19 protein-coding genes are annotated in these 18855 nt (G+C 33.4%); 5 read left to right on the top strand and 14 right to left on the bottom strand.

Annotation, left to right across the window (positions count from 1 at the left end; translation table 11 throughout):
* The first annotated feature begins 85 nt into the window (after positions 1 to 85).
* Complete coding sequence (locus tag acsn021_RS03200; RefSeq protein ID WP_184096014.1) at positions 86 to 382, top strand: hypothetical protein; 297 nt, start codon at positions 86 to 88, stop codon at positions 380 to 382.
* A 314-nt stretch (positions 383 to 696) separates the two neighbouring features.
* On the opposite strand, the gene acsn021_RS03195 is transcribed toward acsn021_RS03200, so the two are convergent.
* The 3 genes from acsn021_RS03195 to acsn021_RS03185 all read right to left on the bottom strand — a co-directional run bounded on the left by acsn021_RS03195 (position 697) and on the right by acsn021_RS03185 (position 3830).
* Positions 697 to 1194, bottom strand: a complete 498-nt coding sequence (locus acsn021_RS03195; protein WP_184096012.1) for a hypothetical protein — start codon at positions 1192 to 1194, stop codon at positions 697 to 699.
* Positions 1195 to 1234: 40 nt separating this feature from the next.
* Positions 1235 to 3502: a hypothetical protein gene (locus acsn021_RS03190; RefSeq protein ID WP_185264959.1), complete on the bottom strand. Its 2268-nt coding sequence runs from the start codon at positions 3500 to 3502 to the stop codon at positions 1235 to 1237.
* A 154-nt stretch (positions 3503 to 3656) separates the two neighbouring features.
* Positions 3657 to 3830 carry a SymE family type I addiction module toxin gene (locus acsn021_RS03185; protein WP_185264958.1) on the bottom strand — a complete coding sequence of 58 codons (174 nt, stop codon included), beginning with the start codon at positions 3828 to 3830 and terminating at the stop codon, positions 3657 to 3659.
* Positions 3831 to 3932: 102 nt separating this feature from the next.
* Between acsn021_RS03185 and acsn021_RS03180 the strand changes: the two genes are divergently transcribed.
* Positions 3933 to 4142, top strand: a complete 210-nt coding sequence (locus tag acsn021_RS03180; RefSeq protein WP_184096207.1) for a helix-turn-helix domain-containing protein — start codon at positions 3933 to 3935, stop codon at positions 4140 to 4142.
* A 209-nt stretch (positions 4143 to 4351) separates the two neighbouring features.
* Here acsn021_RS03180 and acsn021_RS03175 read toward each other — a convergent pair whose 3' ends face one another.
* Positions 4352 to 4846, bottom strand: a complete 495-nt coding sequence (locus tag acsn021_RS03175) for a hypothetical protein (protein WP_184096205.1) — start codon at positions 4844 to 4846, stop codon at positions 4352 to 4354.
* A 108-nt stretch (positions 4847 to 4954) separates the two neighbouring features.
* Here acsn021_RS03175 and acsn021_RS03170 point away from each other — a divergent pair.
* Positions 4955 to 6105 (top strand): IS3 family transposase gene (locus acsn021_RS03170; protein ID WP_243168001.1). Its coding sequence is split into 2 segments (ribosomal slippage): positions 4955 to 5213 and positions 5213 to 6105, totalling 1152 coding nucleotides; the frame shifts between segments, so codons are not numbered across the junction.
* Positions 6106 to 6522: 417 nt separating this feature from the next.
* Here acsn021_RS03170 and acsn021_RS03165 read toward each other — a convergent pair.
* Entirely contained in the window at positions 6523 to 8823 is a 2301-nt protein-coding gene (locus acsn021_RS03165) for a hypothetical protein (RefSeq protein WP_185264957.1), read from the bottom strand.
* A gap of 154 nt (positions 8824 to 8977) precedes the next feature.
* Entirely contained in the window at positions 8978 to 9151 is a 174-nt protein-coding gene (locus acsn021_RS03160) for a SymE family type I addiction module toxin (RefSeq protein WP_184096189.1), read from the bottom strand.
* Positions 9152 to 9253: 102 nt separating this feature from the next.
* Between acsn021_RS03160 and acsn021_RS03155 the strand changes: the two genes are divergently transcribed.
* Complete coding sequence (locus tag acsn021_RS03155) at positions 9254 to 9463, top strand: helix-turn-helix domain-containing protein (protein WP_184096187.1); 210 nt, start codon at positions 9254 to 9256, stop codon at positions 9461 to 9463.
* A 217-nt stretch (positions 9464 to 9680) separates the two neighbouring features.
* On the opposite strand, the gene acsn021_RS03150 is transcribed toward acsn021_RS03155, so the two are convergent.
* The 3 genes from acsn021_RS03150 to acsn021_RS03140 form a co-directional block, all read right to left on the bottom strand.
* On the bottom strand, positions 9681 to 10178 hold the full coding sequence (locus acsn021_RS03150; RefSeq protein ID WP_184096185.1) for a hypothetical protein: 498 nt from the start codon (positions 10176 to 10178) through the stop codon (positions 9681 to 9683).
* Positions 10179 to 10229: 51 nt separating this feature from the next.
* The gene (locus acsn021_RS03145) at positions 10230 to 12500 is read right to left on the bottom strand and encodes a hypothetical protein (protein WP_185264956.1); all 2271 of its coding nucleotides are present in this window, start codon (positions 12498 to 12500) and stop codon (positions 10230 to 10232) included.
* Between the two features lie 293 nt (positions 12501 to 12793).
* Positions 12794 to 13111 (bottom strand): helix-turn-helix domain-containing protein, encoded by a 318-nt coding sequence (locus acsn021_RS03140; protein ID WP_184096176.1) that lies wholly within the window; start codon positions 13109 to 13111, stop codon positions 12794 to 12796.
* 197 nt (positions 13112 to 13308) lie between these two features.
* Between acsn021_RS03140 and acsn021_RS03135 the strand changes: the two genes are divergently transcribed.
* On the top strand, positions 13309 to 13605 hold the full coding sequence (locus acsn021_RS03135) for a hypothetical protein (protein WP_184096174.1): 297 nt from the start codon (positions 13309 to 13311) through the stop codon (positions 13603 to 13605).
* 225 nt (positions 13606 to 13830) lie between these two features.
* Here the strand turns inward: acsn021_RS03135 and acsn021_RS03130 are convergent, their stop codons facing one another.
* The 5 genes from acsn021_RS03130 to acsn021_RS03110 all read right to left on the bottom strand — a co-directional run bounded on the left by acsn021_RS03130 (position 13831) and on the right by acsn021_RS03110 (position 18854).
* Complete coding sequence (locus tag acsn021_RS03130; protein WP_184096172.1) at positions 13831 to 14325, bottom strand: hypothetical protein; 495 nt, start codon at positions 14323 to 14325, stop codon at positions 13831 to 13833.
* A gap of 418 nt (positions 14326 to 14743) precedes the next feature.
* On the bottom strand, positions 14744 to 17155 hold the full coding sequence (locus acsn021_RS03125) for a hypothetical protein (protein ID WP_185264955.1): 2412 nt from the start codon (positions 17153 to 17155) through the stop codon (positions 14744 to 14746).
* A 12-nt stretch (positions 17156 to 17167) separates the two neighbouring features.
* Entirely contained in the window at positions 17168 to 17722 is a 555-nt protein-coding gene (locus acsn021_RS03120) for a DUF4280 domain-containing protein (RefSeq protein WP_184095333.1), read from the bottom strand.
* 11 nt (positions 17723 to 17733) lie between these two features.
* Entirely contained in the window at positions 17734 to 18255 is a 522-nt protein-coding gene (locus tag acsn021_RS03115) for a hypothetical protein (protein ID WP_184095335.1), read from the bottom strand.
* Positions 18252 to 18854 (bottom strand): hypothetical protein, encoded by a 603-nt coding sequence (locus tag acsn021_RS03110; protein WP_184095337.1) that lies wholly within the window; start codon positions 18852 to 18854, stop codon positions 18252 to 18254. Before acsn021_RS03110 ends, acsn021_RS03115 begins: the two co-directional genes overlap by 4 nt.
* Position 18855: the final 1 nt, after the last annotated feature.

Below are 18855 nucleotides of genomic sequence, written 5' to 3'. Positions count from 1 at the left end.
TTAATATGAAATAGAAGAAATATACGCACTGCAACTGAATCAATATTAATATACTTTCTATTACATAAAGAAAACGGGGTGGGATATGAATACTTATAAAGATATCTTAAATTCATCATCATTACATCATTTGTCTCGATTGATTAGAGACTCTAAAGCTTCAAATGTTACACACAATACATTTACTAAAAGGGAAGAAATTGCTTATCACACTTTGATTCAGAATCTAAGAAAATTATTAGATTACAAAAGATTTTATCAAATCGAGACTTATATTAATGAATACACTTCTGAGCTAAATGAAATATACTTTAACATTGGTATGAAAACTGGTGCTCGATTAATGAAGCAGTTACTAGATAATGAGGACAAAGATTATTAATCTATCTTTCAAAAAGGCTCTTAACTACATAGCTTAAGAGCCTTTTTAAAAGATTGTACTCTATATCTACCATGACACAATAGAAAAATATGGTTATTAGCCTCTTGCCTTATATACATAAGCTGTTTTATGTACTTTAACTATTATATCCTAGGAATATCATTTGCTTCGTATATCCACATCGGACTACTGGAGCGTATTTAAAATATATCAGAACGGATACTTCACTTTGTTGTAAACAAAGAATCATTTTACGATACATTTTATTTAGATATAGGCATAATTCATTTTATTCAATATTACGCCTATTACCTCTATTCTCTTGCAAGATAAACAATGGAACTATTACGTCTAATCTTTATAAGTATTACTTTATCGCCTTTATATATTGGATCATGTAGGTCCGCTCTCATATGTACAAACTTTCTTTTTCCATCATTAACAATCTCAAAACACGCATGATGGTATCTATTTATAGAATAAAAAATAGCTTCTCTGACAAAAATTTGTTCATGCTTAATTAGCTTAATTATTTTATATCTTGCAGGCACCACTGCTAAAGCAGTATATAAATTAACTATAGTAAATGTTAAGACTGCCCCCTTTATTGAATCTATAAAGTAAAACAAAGTACTTAATGATAATACACTAATAAAATACATAAACAACAAAACAATTACTTCTTTCTTATGCTTTTTCAAATCTAAATTTTTTTTTATATACTCCCTCTCAGTTTTTGTTATAAGCCTTTTTTGCTCTAATAATTGTACTTCCTTATTTTCAATATAGTGTATACCAGTTTTATTTCTCACATTACCATTTTCCTTCCTACTAAGTACATATTTCGATACCTTAATCAAACACAAGATTTCCATTTTCGTCAATATCAATCCATTTCATATTTCCATTTTCCTTATTTAAAACTGAATATTTAGAATAAGACTCATCATATTCTGATTCATCTTTAAATAAAGCTTCTATCCAACCTATAGGCTTACCGAAAAGCCCATTGAAATCACTATCTGTAAATAATGAAGTGGGAATATCTGCACCCAGTTTATCTGACTCTAATCCTGTTCCCTCTTTCCCTCCTAGTATCAAATACCAAATTATTTTTGAGTTTTCCAACTTCTCAGGCAATACCTTAGTAAGTACTTCACGAATATAATGTTTGTTTACGTTTACATCTGCCCCCTGGGTTGATAGTTTTTTAACAAATGGAATTGCATTCCATAATTTAGTTAATGTTTTTGTATCCGCCTTGGACAATTTTAAATTCGATAACGCTCCTAATCCCTTTCTAAATAAATGGTTAAGTCCTGCGGTAATTCCTTCGCCTAAACCAGCAAAAAAAACATCAAAAACAATATTTAGAGCCATATTGGAATCTTCATCATAATAATCTCGACCGAATTTCGAATCAAGCCAATTATCAACCCTTTGATAGCCATAACTGCTTCCCGCTACTGCTACTAGTTTCAAAATTATTGGCATAGCTCCTGGAATTCCCATAGGTGCAGATATAATCGCTCCAGTGCAAAACTTATCCACTCCCAAATATAGATAATCTAAAAAATCTCTTTTTATTCCATTTTTTTTATCACTACTCCACTGTACTTTCATACTAATACCAGCAGCTACTGCTCCCCCAATTAGTGCAGTGCCTGCAACTAACTTAGCAACTATAAGTGCACCTGCTAATCCACCTGTACCAAAAGTTAAACCTGCCACCAAAGCCACAACCGCCACGATAACTACAGCCGCCAGCACTTTTAACAATAATTTCCCCCAATGTTTCTTAACTGCTACAGGTGCATCATCAAACGCCGGGTATTCTATTCTTAAAGAAGCCTGTACATCCACAGTTTTTCCATCGCACTCAATCGTCTGATTAATAGAAAGCGTAGCTCCCGTCGAATCCGATTGCCTTATTTCAATTTGGCTAGGGGCTTGTATGTTAATTTTTCCATTTGGTGTATTTAAATTAATTTTCTTTTTCGCAGATAGCTTACTTGTCTTCAGAATATCTTCTACGATTCCTTCCATATCCTTTAACGCTAATAACTGCTGGCTTCCATTAACGTCTGCTATTTCAAAAGTCATATTCTCCGGAAGCATCTTATAACTTTTATTTTTATACTCAAATATCTTGTGGGCAGGATTTGACGTATTGGCACATGTACTGCCATTACTTCTTAAACAATTTACTACAGCCGCACCGCCACCCTTACCATCATATAAGTACAAATTTACCCGTTCCCCTATCTCAGGCATACAATACATAATATTGGACACCTCTGGATACCAATCGAACGCGTAGGCTCCTGCTTCCTTTTTGTCCATATCAAGCTTAACTTTTACTTTGTCTTCCATTACCGCTGTGACCGTACCCTGTAATTGCAGACCACATAGGTTTTGGTTATAAACAACATCCGTAGACAGCATTGATTTTGAACCCAGTGTATATTCAAATACTACCTCACTATGGTTCATAGATGCATGCTTTTCTATGATATAGTAAGTTCCTTCTTTTATTCTGACAAGTTTTCCTAGGGGTAGATTTTTATAATATCGAATTTTGTGGCATTTAAATTGTTCTTGTGAATAGTTGCTGCTCACTCTTCCCATTTTATAAAATGCATCAGCAACACTGTATTCATAAGCAGCACATTGCAAATCATAAGCACTTCCTGTATCTGTACCAATATAAACAGATGGATTACTAGAACCTGAGTCCGCAATCAATACCAGATGACACCTACTGGCTATTCTTTTTAAAAACTCCCAATCTGTTTCGTCATATTGAAAAATGGGGTATCCAATTGCTTTGCTTCCCTGTTCTCGAAATACAACGGAAGCTCCTGCATATTCACCAGCTACTAAAGACGCTATTTTCTGAAGAGAACCGCTGACATCCTGAAAGGAACGGCTGGATAACTTACAATCAAACCTGGCACTATATGATATTAGATGTATTTGTGCTTTGTGTAATCCGTTGTTCACTATGTACTTTATATTTTCCGAATATCCCCTAAATAGTATAGCACTTGTCTCTTTTTCAACAATTTCTATATTGCACAGACCACGTTTGTCGAATATACTTGGCGAATCAGTGTCCAAGATGGCTTCAATACACGCTCTTGCATGCTCATTTGGCTTTTCTGTTATCGTTATATTTAAGACTTGCTGTATATCAGCTATTCCTTTTATAATAATATCATCTTAAAGATTTTGTACTACTTTAGATAATTTTTAAAATAATAAAGATTGATTTTTATACCTTTTGCTTTATTATCAGCATATTGTCATGTATTTCTATTTCAATATTCAAACCTATATAAAAACCATTCTCTTCCAGCCATTTTCCTTTAAACCTTATCTCTGGTACATGTTGATTTTTTGCATTATACGATTGGTAAACTTTTAATTTTCGATCGGTACTCGACATGACCCCACCTCCATTTTTATTATAGTCCATATTATACCCAAATATACGGCAATTTTCAACCCATATATTTGGCAATATAATAAAAATAAAAGGTGGTTTGAAATGATAGTATTTGACCCGTTATGGGATACTCTAAAAAGAAAGAAAATAACAACCTATTACTTAATAAAAAACTATAAACTGAGCAGAGGTACCTTGGACAATCTAAAACATAATCGTAGCGTTACATTAAATACTATTAATGAATTATGTAGTATCTTAGATTGTGAAATTCAAGATATCATTAAATATGTACAAGATAGCAAAGAATAACATATTTCATCATAGTGCGAGGATGTCGTACTCTACAATCGAGATACTTTCCGGCATCCTTCATTTGCTATTTTTTCCAACTTCATCTTAGTATGTCACTAATCTATAACCAATTACAGATAAACCTTTATAAATGGCACAGACATAAGTCCGCTATTTATTAAATTATTAAGTAAATGCAAGTATGACACAATAGAAAAATATAATTACTAGTCTCTTGCTTTATATATATAAGCTGTTTTATGTACTTTAACTATTATTACTTTATCATATCTATATATTTTTTCACTTACAGTAGCCTTAATGAGTAAAACCTCCTCTTTTCCATTATCATTAATTTCAAACCACCCTAGATGGTATTTGTTCATAACTTTCAAATAAGCTTCTCTTACCCATATTTCTTCTTGTTTAAACGTTTTAACCATGTGATATCTTGTAGGCAACATACAAGCAAACATATATAGATTTACTACAATAAATGCTATAATTCCGCTCTTTAATGATGAACTCAAATAGTAAAATAAAGCACTTAGTATAAATACAATGATATAAAAAGCAACGAAAATAAACACTATTACTTTCTTATTATTTTTAAAATATATACAGTCTTCTATGTACTCCCTCTCTGCTTTTGTAATCAGCCTTTCTTGCCCCATTAATTCTTTTATTTTATCTGCATGATTTTTAGTCTCTATACTTTTCAAATTAAAAATTTCCCTTTCATTTAGTGTTTTGGATCTATATTATAAAAGTGGACACGATAAGTAACCATATATTACAATTAAGTAGACAAAAAAAGGAGGTATCTACTCATGTCCACAAGTAAAACTGGAACACGGTATGACGAGGACTTCAAACGTACTCTCGTTAACCTTTATCAATCTGGCGGTAAAACACAGGCTGCTCTCTGTAAAGAATACGGTGTTTCCCTAACCGCTCTTACCCGTTGGATCAAGCAATACTCAACCGTCAAAACGGATGATGGCGAGGTCTTGACCGCCAAACAAGTGAAGGATCTTCAAAAACGCAATGCTCAGCTTGAGGAGGAACTCCTCATACTAAAAAAAGCGATTGCCATCTTCACGCCACACTCCAGCAACGATTAGATGCTGTTCATAAGCTTCGTTTTCAGCATGACATAAAGATTCTTTGCAATGTATTAGGTGTAAACAGAAGTACCTATTATAAGCATTTTCACTCAGTACCTGCTGAACGCACCAAGGAAAATCAGGAGATAGCCAAACGGATTCTCCATATCTACGCCGATTATAACAAGCGTCTTGGTGCATATAAGATTACTTATGTCCTCCAGCGTGATCATGGCATTCACATCAGTGTTGGACGAGTGTACCGCCTGATGAAAACACTTCAATTACCACGAATGTCAACGGTGAAGCCATATCGTAACTATCGGCATAAAGATACTGGCAATTGCACCAATCATCTCCATCAGGAGTTCAACCAGAAATCCCCTGACATTGTCTGGGCAAGTGATTTCACTTATATCAAAGTTTCTGGGAAATGGTATTATCTCTGTATTGTAATGGATCTATTTTCTCGCAAAATCATTTCCTGGAACATTTCAGCAAGACCTGATGTCACTTTGGTAATGACTGCATTCAAAAAAGCTTATGATAAAAGGAAATACCCTACAGGCCTCATGTTCCACTCTGATCGGGGATCTCAATATACTGCATTTTCATTCAGACAGTTATTGGATTCTCTTAATGTAGTGCAGTCATTTTCTAAGAAAGGTTATCCCTTCGACAATGCCTGCTGTGAATGTTTCTTCAAATATTTGAAAAAAGAAGAAACCAACCGAAAAACCTATTACTCTTTACAGGAGCTGCAGCTATCTGTATTTGAGTATATTGAAGGTTTCTATAACTCCAGAAGACCACACAGTTCTCTTGGAATGCTAACACCCAATGAAAAGGAGGAACTCTTCTGGAATCAAGCTTAGTAACTGTTTCCAGAAAGTTTTTTCTAATAATCGTGTCTACTTACTTGACTATAGTTCACAGCTTTATTTATGTTAAAATTATGACCATCATTTTCTGCAACTGTTTATTCTTGCGTAAGAAAAATACCTCTAAAGCTAAGTATTTAACTATACTTACTTTGTCTTTATTAAATTTTTTTGTATAACATTCACATATGTACATCTTTTTTCCGTACTATTAAACATATAGTGATAAATTAGGGTAAAAATCACTTTTCATACATATATTCCCTTTTAAATAACATTACCATTTGATACCTGACAAATAATACTGTAAATATCATTAGTAACTTCACACCCACAACTGTAATAATTGCAGTTTTTATCGAATCATAAAGTAGTAAAATACAGTGTAGAGTATCAATAATTAATAACTACTTACTCAAACACTAAATTACCATTCTCATCTATGTCAATCCATTTTATGTCTTCATCATTTTTCATTAAGACTGAATAGTCGGTATAAGATGAATCGTACTCTGATTCATCTTTAAATATATCTTCTATCCATTCTACTGGCTTACCAAAAAGAGGATTTACATCACTATCTGTGAATAATGAAGTAGGGATATCTGCACCTGGTATCGCTGATGTTGTTTCTGTTGCCTCCCTTCCTCCTAATATTAAATACCAAATTATATTAGAATCATCCAATTTTTGTGGCAATATCTTGGTAAGTACTTCACGGATATAATGTTTGTTTATGTTTACATCGGCCCCACTAGTTGATAATTTCTTAACAAACGGAATAGTATTCCATAACTTAGTTAATGCTTTTGTATCTGCTTTAGATAATTTCAAATTTGATAATGTTTGTAATCCCTTACCAAATAACGTTTTAAGTGCCGATGTAATTCCTTCCCCTAATCCAGCAAAAAAAATATCAAATGCAATATTTAAGGTCATATTAGAATCTTCATCATAATAATCCCTGCCAAATTTTGCATCCAGTATATTATCAACCTTCTGATAAGCATAGCTAGCTCCTGCAACACCCGCAAGTTTAGCAACTAATGGTAATAAAGGTATATTAGGTAATCCCATAGGAGCACTTATAATTGCACCAGTACAAAACTTATCTACACCAAGATACAGGTAATCTAAGAATCCTCTCTTTATTCCATTTTTTTTATCACTACTCCACTGTACTCCTATACTAATACCAGCGGTAACTGCTCCTCCAATTAAAGCTGTGCTTACCACAAATACTGCTGCTTTTATTGCAGCTGCTCCTATTGCAACTGCCATTCCTCCCGTCGCTACAGTAAGCGCGGCTATTCCAGCTGCAACCAAAGCCACAGCCGCTACGATAACTACAGCTGCCAGTATCTTAAATAATATTTTTTTCAAACTTTTTTTAACTGCTACAGGTGCATCATCAAACGCCGGATATTCTATTCTTAAAGAAGCCTGTACATCCACAGTTTTTCCATCGCACTCAATCGTCTGGTTAATAGAAAGCGTAGCTCCCGTCGAATCCGATTGCCTTATTTCAATTTGGCTAGGGGCTTGTATGTTAATTTTTCCATTTGGTGTATTTAAATTAATTTTCTTTTTCGCAGATAGCTTACTTGTCTTCAGAATATCTTCTACAATTCCTTCCATATCCTTTAACGCTAATAACTGCTGGCTTCCATCACCATCCGCTATTTCAAAAGTCATATCCTCCGGAAGCATCTTATAACTTTTATTTTTATACTCAAATATCTTGTGGGCAGGATTTGACGTATTGGCACATGTACTGCCATTACTTCTTAAACAATTTACTACAGCCGCACCGCCACCCTTACCATCATATAAGTACAAATTTACCCGTTCCCCTATCTCAGGCATACAATACATAATATTGGACACCTCTGGATACCAATCGAACGCGTAGGCTCCGGATTCCTTTTTGTCAATAGCAAGCTTAACTTTTACTTTGTCTTCCATTACCGCTGTGACCGTACCCTGTAATTGCAGACCACATAGGTTTTGGTTATAAACAACGTCCGTTGACAGCATTGATTTTGAACCCAGTGTATATTCAAATACTACCTCACTATGGTTCATAGATGCATGCTTTTCTATGATATAGTAAGTTCCCTCTTTTATTCTGACAAGTTTTCCTAGTGGTAGATTTTTATAATATCGTATTTTGTGGCATTTAAATTGTTCTTGTGAATAGTTGCTGCTCACTCTTCCCATTTTATAAAATGCATCAGCAACACTGTATTCATAAGCGGCACATTGCAAATCATAAGCACTTCCTGTATCTGCACCAATATAAACAGATGGATTACTTGAACTTGAATCCGCAATTAATACCTGATGACACCTACTGGCTATTCTTTTTAAAAACTCCCAATCTGTTTCGTCATATTGAAAAATGGGGTATCCAATTGCTTTGCTTCCCTGTTCTCGAAATACAACGGAAGCTCCCGTATATTCACCCGCTACGAAAGACGCTATTTTCTGAAGAGAACCGCTGACATCCTGAAAGGAACGGCTGGATAACTTACAGTCAAACCTGGCACTATATGATATTAGATGTATTTGTGCTTTATGTAATCCGTTGTTCACTATGTACTTTATAGTTTCCGAATATCCGCTAAATAGTATAGCACTTGTCTTTTTTTCAATAATTTCTATATTGCACAGACCACGTTTGTCGAATATACTTGGCGAATCAGCGTCCAAGATGGTTTCAATAGACGCTCTTGCATGCTCATTTGGCTTTTCTGTTATCGTTATATTTAAGACTTGCTGTATATCAGCTATTCCTTTTATAATAATATCATCTTAAAGATTTTGTACTACTTTAGATAATTTTTAAAATAATAAAGATTGATTTTTATACCTTTTGCTTTATTATCAGCATATTGTCATGTATTTCTATTTCAATATTCAAACCTATATAAAAACCATTCTCTTCCAGCCATTTTCCTTTAAACCTTATCTCTGGTATATGTTGATTTTTTGCATTATACGATTGGTAAACTTTTAATTTTCGATCGGTACTCGACATGACCCCACCTCCATTTTTATTATAGTCCATATTATACCCAAATATACGGCAATTTTCAACCCATATATTTGGCAATATAATAAAAATAAAAGGTGGTTTGAAATGATAGTATTTGACCCATTATGGGATACTCTAAAAAGAAAGAAAATAACAACCTATTACTTAATAAAAAATCATAAACTGAGCAGAGGCACCTTGGACAATTTAAAACATAATCGTAGCGTTACATTAAATACTATTAATGAATTATGTAATATCTTGGATTGTGAAATTCAAGATATCATTAAATATGTACAAGATAGCAAAGAATAATATATTTCATCATAGTGCGAGGATGTCGAACTCTACAATCGAGATACTTTACTTTACGGCATCCTTCATTTTCTATTTTTTCCAACTTCATCTTAGTACTGTCACTAATCTATAACCAATTACAGATAAACCTTTATAAATGGCACAGACACAAGTCCACAATTTATTAAATCTATTAAGTAAACACAAACATGACACAATAGAAAAAATATGGTTACTAGTCTCTTGCCTTATATACATAAGCTGTTTTATGTACTTTAACTATTATTACTTTATCATGTCTATATATTTTTTCATTTAAATTAGCCTTTATAAGTAAAACCTCCTCTTTTCCATTATCATTAATTTCAAACCAAGCTAGATGGTATTTGTTCATAACTTTCAAGTAAGCTTCTCTTACCCATATTTCTTCTTGTTTAAGCAATTTAACTATGTGATATCTTGCAGGCAACATAAAAGCAACCATGTATAGATTTACTACAATAAATGTTATAATTCCACTCCTTAATGATGAAGTCAAATAGTAAAGCAAGGCACTTAATATGAATACAGTGATGTATAAGGCAACAAAAATAATCACGCCAACTTTCTTATGATTTTTTAAATCTACACAATATTCTATATACTCCCTCTCAGCCTTTGTTATCAGCCTTTCTTGCCCCTTTAATTCTTTTATCTTATTTTCATTATGATTTTTGGTCTCTATACTTTTCAAATCAAAAATTTCCCTTTCATTTAATGTATACTGATTTAATAAAATTTTTAATTATTCATAAATAAGATTACCTTTTTCATCAATATCAATCCATTTTATATCACCATCTTCTTTAACTAATACTGAATAGTCAGTATAAGATGCATCGTACTCCGATTCACCTTTAAATAAATCTTCTATCCATTCTATCGGTTTACCAAAGAGTGGATTCAAATCACTATCTGTGAATACTGAAGTCGGTAGATCGGCACCTGGTTTAACTAGTTTTGTATCGGTTATCTCTTTTCCTCCTAATATTAAGTACCAAATTATTTTAGATTTTCCCAATTTCTCAGGCAATTTTTTAGTAAGTACTTCACGAATATAATGTTTGTTTACGTTCACATCCGCCCCACTAATTGACAATTTTTTTAAAAATGGAATGTGATTCCATATTTTTGTTATGGTTTTTGTATCCGCCTTAGAGAGTTTTAAAACAGATAATGATTTTAATCCTTTTTCAAATAACTTTTTGAGACCATCTGTAATTTTAGTTCCTAAACCAGCAAAAAAAACATCAAATGCAATGTTTAGAGCCATATTGGAATCTTCATCATAATAGTCTCTTCCAAATTTTGAATCCAGTTTCTTGTCTACCAACTGATAAACGAAACTGGTTGTAGCCACTCCCAAAAGTTTTCCTATAAGCGGTAAAGTATCTGGTAAGCCCATAGGTGCGCTTAATATCGCCCCAGTACAGAACTTATCTACACCAAGATACAGATAATCCAAAAATCCCCTCTTTATTCCATTTTTATCATCACTGAACCACTGTACTCCTACACTAAAACCGCCCGTAACTGTTCCTCCGATTAAAGCAGTTATTACAACTGCCTTAGCTGCTAGTAGCACAAGTGCTGACCCACCAGATATAAAGGTTAAAGCGGCTGCTGCTAAAGCCACAACCGCCACGATAACTACAGCCGCCAGCACTTTTAACAATAATTTCCCCCAATGTTTCTTAACTGCTACAGGTGCATCATCAAACGCCGGGTATTCTATTCTTAAAGAAGCCTGTACATCCACAGTTTTTCCATCGCACTCAATCGTCTGATTAATAGAAAGCGTAGCTCCCGTCGAATCCGATTGCCTTATTTCAATTTGGCTAGGTGCTTGTATGTTAATTTTTCCATTTGGTGTATTTAAATTAATTTTCTTTTTCGCAGATAGCTTACTTGTCTTCAGAATATCTTCTACGATTCCTTCCATATCCTTTAATGCTAATAACTGCTGGCTTCCATTAACGTCTGCTATTTCAAAAGTCATATTCTCCGGAAGCATCTTATAACTTTTATTTTTATACTCAAATATCTTGTGGGCAGGATTTGACGTATTGGCACATGTACTGCCATTACTTCTTAAACAATTTACTACAGCCGCACCGCCACCCTTACCATCATATAAGTACAAATTTACCCGTTCCCCTATCTCAGGCATACAATACATAATATTGGACACCTCTGGATACCAATCGAACGCGTAGGCTCCGGATTCCTTTTTGTCAATAGCAAGCTTAACTTTTACTTTGTCTTCCATTACCGCTGTGACCGTACCCTGTAATTGCAGACCACATAGGTTTTGGTTATAAACAACGTCCGTTGACAGCATTGATTTTGAACCCAGTGTATATTCAAATACTACCTCACTATGGTTCATAGATGCATGCTTTTCTATGATATAGTAAGTTCCCTCTTTTATTCTGACAAGTTTTCCTAGTGGTAGATTTTTATAATATCGTATTTTGTGGCATTTAAATTGTTCTTGTGAATAGTTGCTGCTCACTCTTCCCATTTTATAAAATGCATCAGCAACACTGTATTCATAAGCGGCACATTGCAAATCATAAGCACTTCCTGTATCTGCACCAATATAAACAGATGGATTACTTGAACTTGAATCCGCAATTAATACCTGATGACACCTACTGGCTATTCTTTTTAAAAACTCCCAATCTGTTTCGTCATATTGAAAAATGGGGTATCCAATTGCTTTGCTTCCCTGTTCTCGAAATACAACGGAAGCTCCCGTATATTCACCCGCTACGAAAGACGCTATTTTCTGAAGAGAACCGCTGACATCCTGAAAGGAACGGCTGGATAACTTACAGTCAAACCTGGCACTATATGATATTAGATGTATTTGTGCTTTATGTAATCCGTTGTTCACTATGTACTTTATAGTTTCCGAATATCCGCTAAATAGTATAGCACTTGTCTTTTTTTCAATAATTTCTATATTGCACAGACCACGTTTGTCGAATATACTTGGCGAATCAGCGTCCAAGATGGCTTCAATACACGCTCTTGCATGCTCATTTGGCTTTTCTGTTATCGTTATATTTAAGACTTGCTGTATACAGCTATTCCTTTTATAATAATATCATCAAAAGATATTGAATTCAACGACTTTCCCTCCTAATCTCCATTATATTCCTGTCCTGATGTTAAAGGAACAATGACTCCTCCATACTTACATACATAGTTCCTACTTATTCAAAAATAAAAGAGCCCATATCGTTCAAGCACAGAACTGATACAGACTCTTCCTTTTTTAATATAATTGTTCGTACATACAACTTACTTTTTTATTTTGGCTAACTCTTTTACTATTCCGTAAAGATACTCTAATACTGTATCATCTAACTTACTTAGCCCATCCATAATCTGATTCGATTTTACTGGATTATTTAAATTATACTCAAAGAAATCACTTGGACTTATATTCAAGTATTCACAAATATTAAAAAACATAGCCATTGAAGGTAAGTTTTTCTTATTTTCAATCATATTAATATAATTTTCACTTTGACCCAAAGACAAACTCATATCTCGTGCAGAAACACCCTTTTGCATTCTCAATTTTACTAATCTTTCTGAAAAAAACTCCTCGTACATCATCTTCGCCCCTTCTATGATAATCAAACTTTTTCTAGATAGTAAAATTGTACATTATATCGTGTTCATTATTACAAATTTAAACTTTGTATTTTTATTGACATATATATTTTAAATGCTTATAATATAAGATATACACAGTGCTACTGAGTTAATATTAATATACTTTCTATTACTTAAAGAAAACGGGGTAGGATATGAATACTTATAAAGATATCTTAAATTCATCATCATTACAGCATTTGTCTCGATTGATTAGAGACTCTAAAACTTCAAATATTACACACAATACATTTACTAATAGGGAAGAAATTGCTTATCACACTTTGTTTCAGAATCTAAGAAAATTATTAGATGACAAAAGATTTTATGAAATCGAGACTTATATTAATGAATACACTTCTGAGCTAAATGAAATATACTTTAACATTGGCATGAAAACTGGTGCTCGATTAATGAAGCAGTTACTGGATAATGAAGGCAAAGATTATTAATCTATCTTTCAAAAAGACTCTTAACTACATAGCTTAAGAGCCTTTTTAAAAGATTGTATTCTATATCTACCTTTTTATTAATTTAGATATAGTATATTCTCAAAAAAGTTTTAGCCAAGTTTACTTCGGCTACTTTTTTAAACAATTAAATTTTCGTTCTTGCTCTAGTAAATAATATGAATATTCAATAATGGTACTATCTAATATATCATACTCTAAAACTGTTTATTCTCTTGCAAGGTAGATCCCTCTGGAACTACGTGTTTTAAGAATTATAACTTTATCTCCCTTAATTATTTTTTCTCTTGTTGACGCACTTACGCTAATAATCTTCCTTTTACCATTTTTATTAATATCTAAGCAAGCTCTATGATACTTATTTATATTAAGAAAAATTGCTTCTCTTACAAAGATTTCATCCTTTTTTAGTAGTTTTTTTATATCATACACTATAGTACCTACAGCAAAAACAACAAATGAATTTATTATTACAAAAGATATAATTGCACTTTTGATTGAATCCATAAAGTAAACCCCTATACTTAAAATAAATACTACAATAATAAATAGAATCCATACTATTATTATTACTTTTTTCTTTTTTTTTAAATCCATGCTCTCTTTTAAGATGTCATGTTCAGCTTTAGTCATTGGTCTCTCATTGCCTAATAATTGGACTTCTTCTTTAACATTTTTGGGGTTGACTGTCGTAAGCTTCACTTTATCATCCTTTCTTTTTATGATTCTTAAAATAAACTGCTAAACAATAGAATTTAAAACTATTTACTTGCAAGTCCTTCTATTAACTTTACGTGTTCAAACTATAATTTCTTTGTCTCCTTTTATGAAACCTTTCTTGCAGAATTGCTCTCATATGCACGCTCTCTCTTTCCTCATCAATAATTTTAAGAACATGTAGGGATAAACTATAGCATTATAAATTGCTTATCTAAACAGATTTCCATCCCTTTTAAATAACTTTACCCTTTAGTAACTGGCTGGTAATACCACAATATGATTAATACATTCACAACTACTAATGCAATGATTGCCGTTTTTATCAAGTTCACAAAGAAAACACCAATACAGATAATTGATCATCTTTCCTGTAGTACATACCATTTACTCTTATTACTATTTATTCAAACACTAAATTACCATCCTCATCTATATCAATCCATTTTATGTCTTTATCATCTTTAATTAGGACTGAATAATTGGTATAAGATGCATCGTACTCTGATTCACCTCTAAACAAATCTTCTAACCATCCTATTGGCTTACCAAAAATAGGATTTACATCACTATCAGTGAATACTGCAGTAGGTAAATCGGCACCCGATTTAGCTGATGTTGTCTCTGTTGCCTCTCTTCCACCTAATATTAAATACCAAATTATTTTAGAATCATCCAATTTTTGAGGCAATATCTTAGTAAGTACCTCGCGGATATAATGTTTGTTTACGTTTACATCCGCCCCACTGGTTGATAGTTTTTTAACAAATGGAATGGCATTCCATAACTTGGTTAATGCTTTTGTATCTGCTTTAGATAATTTCAAATTTGATAATGTTTTTAATCCCTTACCAAATAGCGTTTTAAGTGCCGATGTAATTCCTTCCCCTAATCCAGCAAAAAAAACATCAAACGCAATATTTAAAGTCGTACTAGAGTCTTCGTCATAATAGTCCCTACCAAAATTTGTATCCAGTATATTATCAATCTTCTGATAACCGAAACTGCTTGCCGCAGTCATTACAAGCTTAAAGATTAATGATGATGGCAATCCCATAGGAGCACTTATTATAGCACCAGTACAAAACTTATCAACACCAAGATACAGGTAATCTAAGAATCCTCTCTTTATTCCATTTTTTTTATCACTACTCCACTGTACTCCTATACTAATACCTGCAGAAACTGCTCCTCCGATTAAAGCTGTGCTTACCACAAATGCCGCTGCTTTTATGGCAGCGGCTCCTATCACAGCAGCTGCCATTCCTCCCGTCGCTACAGTAAGTGCGGCTATTCCAGCTGCCACCAATGCCACAGCCGCCACAATCACTACAGCCGCCAGTACTTTTAACAATAATTTACCCCAATGTTTCTTAACTGCTACAGGTGCATCATCAAACGCCGGATATTCTATTCTTAAAGAAGCCTGTACATCCACAGTTTTTCCATCGCACTCAATCGTCTGATTAATAGAAAGCGTAGCTCCCGTCGAATCCGATTGCCTTATTTCAATTTGGCTAGGGGCTTGTATGTTAATTTTTCCATTTGGTGTATTTAAATTAATTTTCTTTTTCGCAGATAGCTTACTTGTCTTCAGAATATCTTCTACAATTCCTTCCATATCCTTTAACGCTAATAACTGCTGGCTTCCATCACCATCCGCTATTTCAAAAGTCATATCCTCCGGAAGTATCTTATAACTTTTATTTTTATACTCAAATATCTTGTGGGCAGGATTTGACGTATTGGCACATGTACTGCCATTACTTCTTAAACAATTTACTACAGCCGCACCGCCACCCTTACCATCATATAAGTACAAATTTACCCGTTCCCCTGTCTCAGGCATACAATACATAATATTGGACACCTCTGGATACCAATCGAACGCGTAGGCTCCGGATTCCTTTTTGTCAATAGCAAGCTTAACTTTTACTTTGTCTTCCATTACCGCTGTGACCGTACCCTGTAATTGCAGACCACATAGGTTTTGGTTATAAATAACGTCCGTTGACAGCATTGATTTTGAACCCAGTGTATATTCAAATACTACCTCACTATGGTTCATAGATGCATGCTTTTCTATGATATAGTAAGTTCCTTCTTTTATTCTGACAAGTTTTCCTAGGGGTAGATTTTTATAATATCGTATTTTGTGGCATTTAAATTGTTCTTGTGAATAGTTGCTGCTCACTCTTCCCATTTTATAAAATGCATCAGCAACACTGTATTCATAAGCGGCACATTGCAAATCATAAGCACTTCCTGTATCTGCACCAATATAAACAGATGGATTACTTAAACTTGAATCCGCAATTAATACCTGATGACACCTACTGGCTATTCTTTTTAAAAACTCCCAATCTGTTTCGTCATATTGAAAAATGGGGTATCCAATTGCTTTGCTTCCCTGTTCTCGAAATACAACGGAAGCTCCTGCATATTCACCCGCTACGAAAGACGCTATTTTCTGAAGAGAATCGCTGACGTCCTGAAAGGAACGGCTGGATAACTTACAGTCAAACCTGGCACTATATGATATTAGATGTATTTGTGCTTTATGTAATCCGTTGTTCACTATGTACTTTATAGTTTCCGAATATCCGCTAAATAGTATAGCACTTGTCTTTTTTTCAACAATTTCTATATTGCACAGACCACGTTTGTCGAATATACTTGGCGAATCAGTGTCCAAGATGGCTTCAATACACGCTCTTGCATGCTCATTTGGCTTTTCTGTTATCGTTATATTTAAGACTTGCTGTATATCAGCTATTCCTTTTATAATAATATCATCAAAAGATATTGAATTCAACGACTTTCCCTCCTAATCTCCATTATATTCCTGTCCTGATGTTAAAGGAACAATGACTCCTCCATACTTGCATACTGTAAATGCGTTAACCGTTAAACAAGGAACTTTCTTATCATTATCTTCATCATAGATAAGATCATTTTCCTTGCTGTCAAGCCAGTTTCCAAGAATAATTGGCTCACATTTTTTCCCTTCTGCATTCGAATCTGAGGTTTTTTTACCCTCTGGAGTTACATAAGGTTCCAGTGTAATTGTGTCGCTTTGAGGTGGATTGTTACTTTTGCAAACCCCAAAATACGCAATGTTTTTATCATCCCCCACCAAATTGTTTAATTCATGAACTTTTGGATGTTGTGTATCTGTTGCATATACGCCGTAGCTTTTTGGTAAATTCAATCGTCTTGGATGGGTTCCACAACTACATCTTAATAACGCTCCTCTTACCATAAGATTGCTTGGTGCTTCTTCATCTCCAAGATCTCTGCTTTTTTGCACCTCTTCAAGTAATAATTTTTTTTCATCTTCGCTCAATTCTTCATTGCTACCCTCTGTAATTATTTCTGACATCTTACCTCTCCTTATCTAACTTCTAATTCCTTTACAGTGACAATCGCATCTCTCCGTAGTATACTTTCCAGCACATCTAAGCGTACCGCGATATATCTGTTTTTCACTTCTGCTAAAGAAAAAATACTACATTCACCTACTTTATTTCTTTGAATAACACCATGCTCAATCACACTATGGTCAAGATTAAACACAGTGCCTTCTGTCAAACAGTCTATTTCTTCAAGTATTGGCATGTAATATACTTGCATTAAATTATTATCTGAATCAAGTAAGATTATTTCCTTGTATTTTAATGTAGGTTCATACTTTGCTATAATTTCTTTTATTTTTTTTGATATCAGAAGAAAAGGAAAGGTTATTATCTCTGTAAAAACAGTATTCTTGTTACTTTCAATTTCTAAAACAGTTCGATTATCTATTTTATAATAAGAACCGACTTTCAGATAAGCAGGATTAATCTTACTTACCCAGTTAATGATATTTGGTGCATCACTCACTCTTCTATCTGTTTTAATTAAAAAGTATCTCATCTAATCAATTCCTCATCACTTTCAAATAACACCGTTCCTTGGCACATGTATTCATTAAAAATTATTTTAAAACTTTTTGTCTTCACTAACTTTTCAAAGGATTTAAGGCGTACAACATAATTAACGTAAGCAGACATAGCATTTTCCATGACTGATTTATACTTCATCATACATATTTTTTTATAACTATATAGTTCATGATACTTTACTTGAATCATTCTTCGTTCTATATAGCTTTTAAAGTTATCCATATCATTCCTTATAATTTTATCAAAGTAATTGCATTTAAAATATACGGTAACTTCTTTTGCATCCATATAAAAAGTATTATCAAAAAGACTAAGCTTAAGTTCAATGGTATTTTGTAAAAATCCAAAGTTAAGGAAGCTAATTGTAATATAATTAATTTCCCCCTTTTCATTCATCTCCTGAAACTGTATTGCCTTTTGGAACAACTCATGAAATGTTTTCATTAGCTCACGAAATATCTCTTCTGTATGTATTTCAAAAACTTTCTCAATCTCTTTCTTTTGTTGACCAAGATATTCTGCTGTATATTCCACAATATTTTTCTTTAATTCTTTTTCTCGTTCTGTCATT

This window comes from Anaerocolumna cellulosilytica (assembly GCF_014218335.1).
Classification (GTDB): domain Bacteria; phylum Bacillota; class Clostridia; order Lachnospirales; family Lachnospiraceae; genus Anaerocolumna; species Anaerocolumna cellulosilytica.
Note: the sequence above shows the minus strand (reverse complement) of the source record. Positions and strands in the feature narration are given on the sequence as shown.